We start from the raw sequence: 6392 nt of genomic DNA on the forward strand, positions 1-6392 counted from the left end.
ATGCAGAGGTGGTTGCATGAACTTAAGTCAACTACAGCAAGGCCTGGAACAAGCCTTTTATACTGAACAGCACCGAATTGTCTTTTGGTACGATGCAGAGCATTCATTTACTGAAGAAATCAAAGCCCTAGAGCTAAATGATATCCATATTTTAAATATGGCAGACGAATCCAGCCTTGCGATTAAGCTTAAACTGGAACTTGAAGATCAGCAGGGCAAATACTTGCTGTATTTCCCAAGTGCTGAGCCTGAAACCGAAAAAGACTGGTTACTGGACATCAAGCTGTATTCACGCAGCTTCTATGCCGATCGTTTCTCGATTATTTTCAATGAGCTGGGTTTACAGCAGCAGAGTCTAAGAGAACATCTGGCCAAACGTGAAGAATTCCTTAAAGCCAAAGCGCGTCTGAGCACCTTAAAACGCTATATCCAGTCTGATGCAGATGAACAGAATCTGGATATGGCCATGATTGCAGCTGTGGTCAAGGCCGACAGTGCCGAGCTGATGCATATTGTTCTGGCGTTGGCAGATGAAATGGTACAGCAGAACCTGGCTCTGGAAGTCAATCCAGAATCCTTTGCTGAACTGGAAAAATTCCAACTGGTGCCGGCTTTGGTGACCGCATTACAGGCGGAAATTGGTTATCCAGCATCGGTTGAAGAATTGAATGGGGAAGTACCATTCAAGCTCGGTACGTTCTTTATCCGTTTGATGACTACAGGTTTCTGTGAAAGCCTGGGCGATATACCGTTATGGGCTCAAGAACTGGTGATGTCATCAGTCAGCTCCCGTGCAACAGCCAGAGCCTTTTTGTCACGCTGGAGAGACAGCTCCAAATACTACCCAACCTTCGATACACTCTCCCAGACCGTGGCCAATGCACTGCGGATCCAAGAAAAGGTCGGGGCTTTTGATCTGGAGCAGCTGCTCGATGTCATGACCTTTGAAGTGATTGAACAAAAGATCATTGTTGATTTGGCCAGTCATATCCCCGCAGCAGCCAAAGCTGAACTGGAACATTTCAAAACGGTTATTTCTACCCGTCTGGATGGCTATTGGGCTTCCAAACATAAGGACGATGCAACCCGCCGTAAATACCGTACCGTCTATACAGCGTTGCAGGCAGCGATTGAGCTGTTCAGCCTGCGACTGCTGTTTGATGCCGGTTTCTATTTCGACTCTAGCGAAGCCTTGTATAAAGCCTACGAGCAAGAGTTGTATCGCTTTGATATGGCCTATCGCCACTACAGTGCTGCTTCTCAACGCGCTCATGTCGATATCCTGAAAAAACTTGATGAAGAAGTGGAAAATTGCTACTCCTACTGGTTTATTGACCACTTGGCACGTAACTGGGGAGAGCGGGTTGAAGCTGAGCAACGCTTGAATGTTTGGAAAGTGGCAGATATCCCAAATCAGCAGAACTTCTACGATACCCACGTCAGACCCTTACTCAATTCTGCAACGAAACGCCGTATTGTGGTAATTATCAGTGATGCTTTCCGCTATGAAGCTGCGGTAGAGTTGCGTGATCGTATTAATGAAAAGCGTTATTCTGAAGCGACCTTGTCTTCACAGCTGGGTGTTGTACCAAGTTACACCACACTTGGCATGGCCTCGTTGTTGCCGCATCAGACTTTGGAGTACAAAGAGGCCGCAGGGGATGATGTTTTAGTAGATGGGCAGTCCAGCAAAGGGACTGCAGCACGATCCAAAATTCTGGCTGCCTATAATGGATTGGCAGTAACCGCTGAAATGGTAAAAGGCTGGTCGCGTGATGAAGGCCGTGAAGCGCTGAAAGACTATGAGCTGATTTACGTTTATCACAACGTGATTGATGCACGCGGTGACAGCGCCTCGACAGAATCTGAGACCTTTATGGCGGTGGAACATGCTATTGAAGAGCTGACTGAACTCAGCCGTAAAATTTTAATGCACTTCAATATTTCCACCCTGTTGATTACAGCCGACCATGGCTTCTTGTTCCAGCAAAGTAAACTGGAATCTGCGGATCGTTCAAGCTTGACTGAAAAACCTACCAATACATTGAAGAGCAAAAAACGCTATGTGATTGGGCATGGCTTGCCGGAGAGCAAGGAAGCCTGGAAAGGCTCAACCCAAGCCACGGCAGGCACGGTATCAGCAACGGATTTCTGGATTCCAAAGGGTGCCAATCGCTTCCATTTCGTTGGTGGTTCACGCTTCGTGCATGGCGGAGCCATGCCTCAGGAAATTGTGGTGCCGGTACTGATGGTAAAACAGCTACGTGGTGAAAAGGCTGGACAGCGGACCAAGCGTAAAGTTGAGGTCATTTCTACCAAATCCACGCTGAAGATGGTCAATAACATCCAGAAGTTTGATTTGATGCAAACTGAAGCTGTCAGTGAGCTGGTCATGCCAGTGACTTTATCCATTGCCATTTATGATGGGGATCTCAAAGTTTCCAGTGAAGAAACTTTGACTTTTGATAGCAGTACAGACTCTGTTGCCGATCGGGTCAAACAGGTCAGACTCTCATTGTCTGGCACTGATTTTGACCGTAAGAAAGATTACTTTTTAGTGCTGAAGGACAAAGACCTGAATATCGAAATGGAACGCTATAAGGTCACCATTGATCTGGCATTTACTGATGACTTCTTCTGATAACGAATTAACGATAGAGCGTGGCGTATATGGAATTGGCTAACGATAAAGAACTGGATCAGCTGCTGAATGAACACTTTGCCGGGCGGGTGGTACGTAAGGATCTGACCAAACTGATTAAAGAAGGGGCCAATGTCCCTGTCTATGTACTCGAATACCTGCTGGGGATGTACTGTGCCTCGGATGACCCAGAGATCATTGAACAGGGACTACGTAACGTAAAGACCGTACTGGCTGAGAATTATGTACGACCTGATGAAGCTGAGAAGGTGAAATCCCTGGTTCGTGAGCGTGGCAGTTATAAGGTCATTGATCGGGTGACCGTAAAGCTGAATGAGCGTAAGGACAAATACGAAGCATCATTTAGTAATCTGGGCATCAAAGATGCCGAGATCTCGGCAGGCATCGTCAAAGAGTATGAAAAGCTGCTGGTCGGTGGTATCTGGGTCATTGCTACGCTCAGTTATTATTTTGAAGAAGGACAGACTAGTTCTCCATTTGGGGTGAGCTTACTCAAGCCGATTCAGATGCCCAATATGAATATGGATGAGCTGTTCAACGGACGGGCAGCGTTAACCACTGAGCAGTGGCGCGAGAGTTTAATCCGTTCGATCGGTATGGAGCCGGCTTCCTTAAAAGAGGAGGTGCAATGGCACTTGTTGGCGCGCATGATTCCCTTTGTCGAAAACAACTATAACGTCTGTGAGCTGGGGCCACGCGGTACCGGTAAAAGCCATATTTACAAAGAGTGTTCACCGAACAGTATTTTAGTCTCGGGTGGGCAAACGACTGTCGCCAATCTGTTCTATAACATGAGTAGCCGCCGTATTGGTCTGGTGGGGTTATGGGATGTAGTGGCCTTTGATGAAGTCGCCGGTATTTCCTTTAAGGACAAAGATGGCGTGCAGATCATGAAAGACTACATGGCCTCGGGATCTTTTGCCCGTGGCCGGGAACAGATGGAAGCCTCAGCTTCAATGGTTTTTGTGGGTAATATCAACCAAAGCGTGGAATCCCTGGTCAAAACCAGCCATCTATTGGCACCTTTCCCGGAAGCCATGATTGATTCGGCATTCTTCGATCGTTTTCATGCTTACATCCCCGGCTGGGAAATTCCCAAGATGCGCCCGGAGTTCTTCACCAACCGTTATGGTCTAATCGTTGATTATCTGGCTGAATTCTTCCGGGAAATGCGCAAGCGTAGTTTTGCGGATGCCATTGAGAAGTACTTCAAACTCGGAAATAACCTGAATCAGCGCGATGTGATTGCCGTTCGCAAGACGGTTTCTGGATTGATGAAGCTGCTTTACCCACACGGTCAGTTTAATAAAGAAGATGTACGCCAATGTCTGGAATATGCGCTGCAGGTACGCCGTCGGGTCAAAGAGCAGCTGAAAAAAATTGGTGGCATGGAATTCTATGATGTGCATTTCAGCTATATCGATAATGATACCTTAGAAGAACATTTTGTTTCAGTCAAAGAGCAGGGTGGAGGTGGACTTATTCCCGAAGGTCCAGCCAAGCCAGGTTTCTTATATACCATTGGCCTTAGTAATAAGGGCATGCCAGGCTTATACCGCTTAGAACTTCAAGTCACTAAAGGTTCAGGAAAGTTGGCGACATCTGGCTTATGGAATTCAAGCAGTGCCAAAGAACAGGTCAAGATTGCTTTTGATTACTTCAAGGCCAACGCCTCTCGGATCTCGGGGGGCAGTAAGGTACTGGAACATGACTTCCACTTACATGTGGTGGAGTTACAGAATACCGGCCCGCTCAGCCATCTTGCTCTGCCAAGTTTAGTGGCTTTCGCTTCTGGCCTCTTAGGACGATCGGTACAAAGTCAGATGGTGGTACTGGGTGATATGAGCTTGGGTGGATCTGTAACGCCCGTGGAAAGTATTGCCGAATGTCTGCAAGTTGCTTTTGATGCGGGTGCCAAGAAGGTTGCTTTGCCAATGAGTAGTGCGGCAGATATCCCAACGATTCCTGTGGAACTGTTTACCAAGTTCCAGACCAGCTTCTATGCAGATCCGGTAGATGCGGTGTTTAAAGGGCTAGGGGTGGATTAATTTCATATCTGTCTGGAAGAGTTACAGTAGATTGTTTTAAATTCAGTTTCTCAAGTTAAACACCATGTTGTAAAAGCATAATACTGCCTCTTTTAAAGAGCTAGTATTTTAGGGGGGATTACCCTTCATTTTTTCTTGATCAGATATCTGTTGTACTTTGACAGGATTTTGTTGATCTAAATATTTTTGATACCAAACACGCAATGTTTCAGGAGTACAACCGATTTTAGGAGCAATAGCTGTGATTGCTGCCCAAGTAGAAGGATAATCTTTTTCAGATTCAATTAGTAATTGAACCGCTCTTTCTCTGATTTCAGGGGTCAATTTTACTTTGCCATTTGTAAGGTAAAAGGGGTCAATTTTAGAATGCCGTTGACAATAAGACGGCTTGCGTCATGTGAAGTCGCAAAGAAGCGGAAACGGCTACTTTCTGCATGTGATTAAATTTTTATGGCTGTTATAATTTATTTAGTTCTAAGGGGGGAAGTCATGTTAAAAAAATTATTATTAAGTTTAATAATTGCTGTTCCTGTTGTGGCTCAAGCTGATTGGATGGAATGGAATAAAGATGATGAGTTTACTACTTATATAGATCCAGATCGTATTGTTAAGACTTATGAAACACTACAACAAGCAGAAGTTTGGTTAAAGATGGTAGTTCATACAGATTTATCTAAAGATGGTTTGAGTGTTGGTGATCATAGATTAGTTAAATATGGAGTTAAATGTAGGACAAATGAATTAGGGTTTCTTGCGTACTATGCGTATAAGAAAACTAAGTTAATTGACTCTTATGTTTTTCGTTCACCTCAATATGAACCTGTAATACCTGACTCAAAGGGTGAAGAGATTCTGTATGTTGTATGTACTGCTTTATATGGCGAAGAAGAATCATGAATAAGTAAAGCCCCTACGCAATTAAAAGTAGGGGCTTTTGTTGAGACTGTAAAGAGCCTGAGGGGAGCCTGTAAATAATTTTGTGTAATTGCTTTTCATCAATTTAAAGGTGATTGCTTAAGCGGTCACCGAATTCAATAATAAAGCGGCTCATGGCTAAACGCCAGTCGCGAATCGGCATATTCCACTTTTTAGATGCTGCATCAATGGCCAGGTAAATCACTTTACGTACAGAATCATCCGTTGGAAAGACTTTACGTTTTTTGATCGCTTGGCGTATTACGCTGTTTAATGACTCGATTGCGTTGGTAGTGTAGATGGCTTTGCGTATCTCGGCTGGATAAGCAAAGAAGGTATTCAGATTCTCCCAGTGTGTACGCCAGCTTTTGCTGATCTGTGGGTACTTGTTATCCCATGTTTGGGCAAATTGATCCAGGGCCATCAAGGCTGCCTCTTCAGTGGGTGATTGATAAACGGCTTTTAAATCCTGAGTGACCGCCTTGTAATCTTTCCATGACACATATTTCAAGCTGTTGCGCAACATGTGGATAATGCACAGCTGGATGTGGGTTTGCGGGTATACGCTGTTAATGGCATCAGGAAAGCCTTTTAGTCCATCTACACAGGCGATCAGAATATCCTGCAGCCCTCGGTTTTTCTGAACCGTACCGGGTTTGTCGGAGAGTTTTTTATTTAAGTTAGGCCACCTGACCTAACGGGTTAATCTTATCATAGTACATTGCTTCAAAATCAAAAGGTGATACATAACCTAGTGCACTATGTAC

3 protein-coding genes and 2 pseudogenes are annotated in these 6392 nt (G+C 44.9%); 3 read left to right on the top strand and 2 right to left on the bottom strand.

Going from position 1 to position 6392, the window contains the following annotated elements:
- Window positions 1–16 precede the first annotated feature (16 nt).
- Window positions 17–2641 (top strand): BREX-1 system phosphatase PglZ type A, encoded by a 2625-nt coding sequence (pglZ, locus tag FTU45_RS13265; RefSeq protein WP_180076557.1) that lies wholly within the window; start codon window positions 17–19, stop codon window positions 2639–2641.
- A 29-nt stretch (window positions 2642–2670) separates the two neighbouring features.
- Window positions 2671–4710: a protease Lon-related BREX system protein BrxL gene (brxL, locus tag FTU45_RS13270; protein ID WP_180076558.1), complete on the top strand. Its 2040-nt coding sequence runs from the start codon at window positions 2671–2673 to the stop codon at window positions 4708–4710.
- 123 nt (window positions 4711–4833) lie between these two features.
- On the opposite strand, the pseudogene FTU45_RS13275 reads toward brxL, so the two are convergent.
- Window positions 4834–5070: pseudogene (locus FTU45_RS13275) on the bottom strand (hypothetical protein); the annotation flags it as partial.
- Window positions 5071–5199: 129 nt separating this feature from the next.
- Here FTU45_RS13275 and FTU45_RS13280 point away from each other — a divergent pair.
- Window positions 5200–5607: a surface-adhesin E family protein gene (locus tag FTU45_RS13280; RefSeq protein WP_180076559.1), complete on the top strand. Its 408-nt coding sequence runs from the start codon at window positions 5200–5202 to the stop codon at window positions 5605–5607.
- 103 nt (window positions 5608–5710) lie between these two features.
- Here FTU45_RS13280 and FTU45_RS13285 read toward each other — a convergent pair.
- Window positions 5711–6274 (bottom strand): annotated as a pseudogene (locus FTU45_RS13285) (IS256 family transposase); the annotation flags it as partial.
- Between the last annotated feature and the right edge of the window lie 118 nt (window positions 6275–6392).

Origin of the sequence: Acinetobacter sp. YH12106 (genome assembly GCF_013418995.1) — a bacterium.
In the GTDB taxonomy this organism is placed as follows: domain Bacteria; phylum Pseudomonadota; class Gammaproteobacteria; order Pseudomonadales; family Moraxellaceae; genus Acinetobacter; species Acinetobacter pseudolwoffii.

Bases quoted from the DNA above. Each gene is read 5' to 3' on its own strand.
- FTU45_RS13280 (WP_180076559.1), top strand. From the start codon at position 5,200: ATGTTAAAAAAATTATTATTAAGTTTAATAATTGCTGTTCCTGTTGTG.
- brxL (WP_180076558.1), top strand. From the start codon at position 2,671: ATGGAATTGGCTAACGATAAAGAACTGGATCAGCTGCTGAATGAACAC.
- pglZ (WP_180076557.1), top strand. From the start codon at position 17: ATGAACTTAAGTCAACTACAGCAAGGCCTGGAACAAGCCTTTTATACT.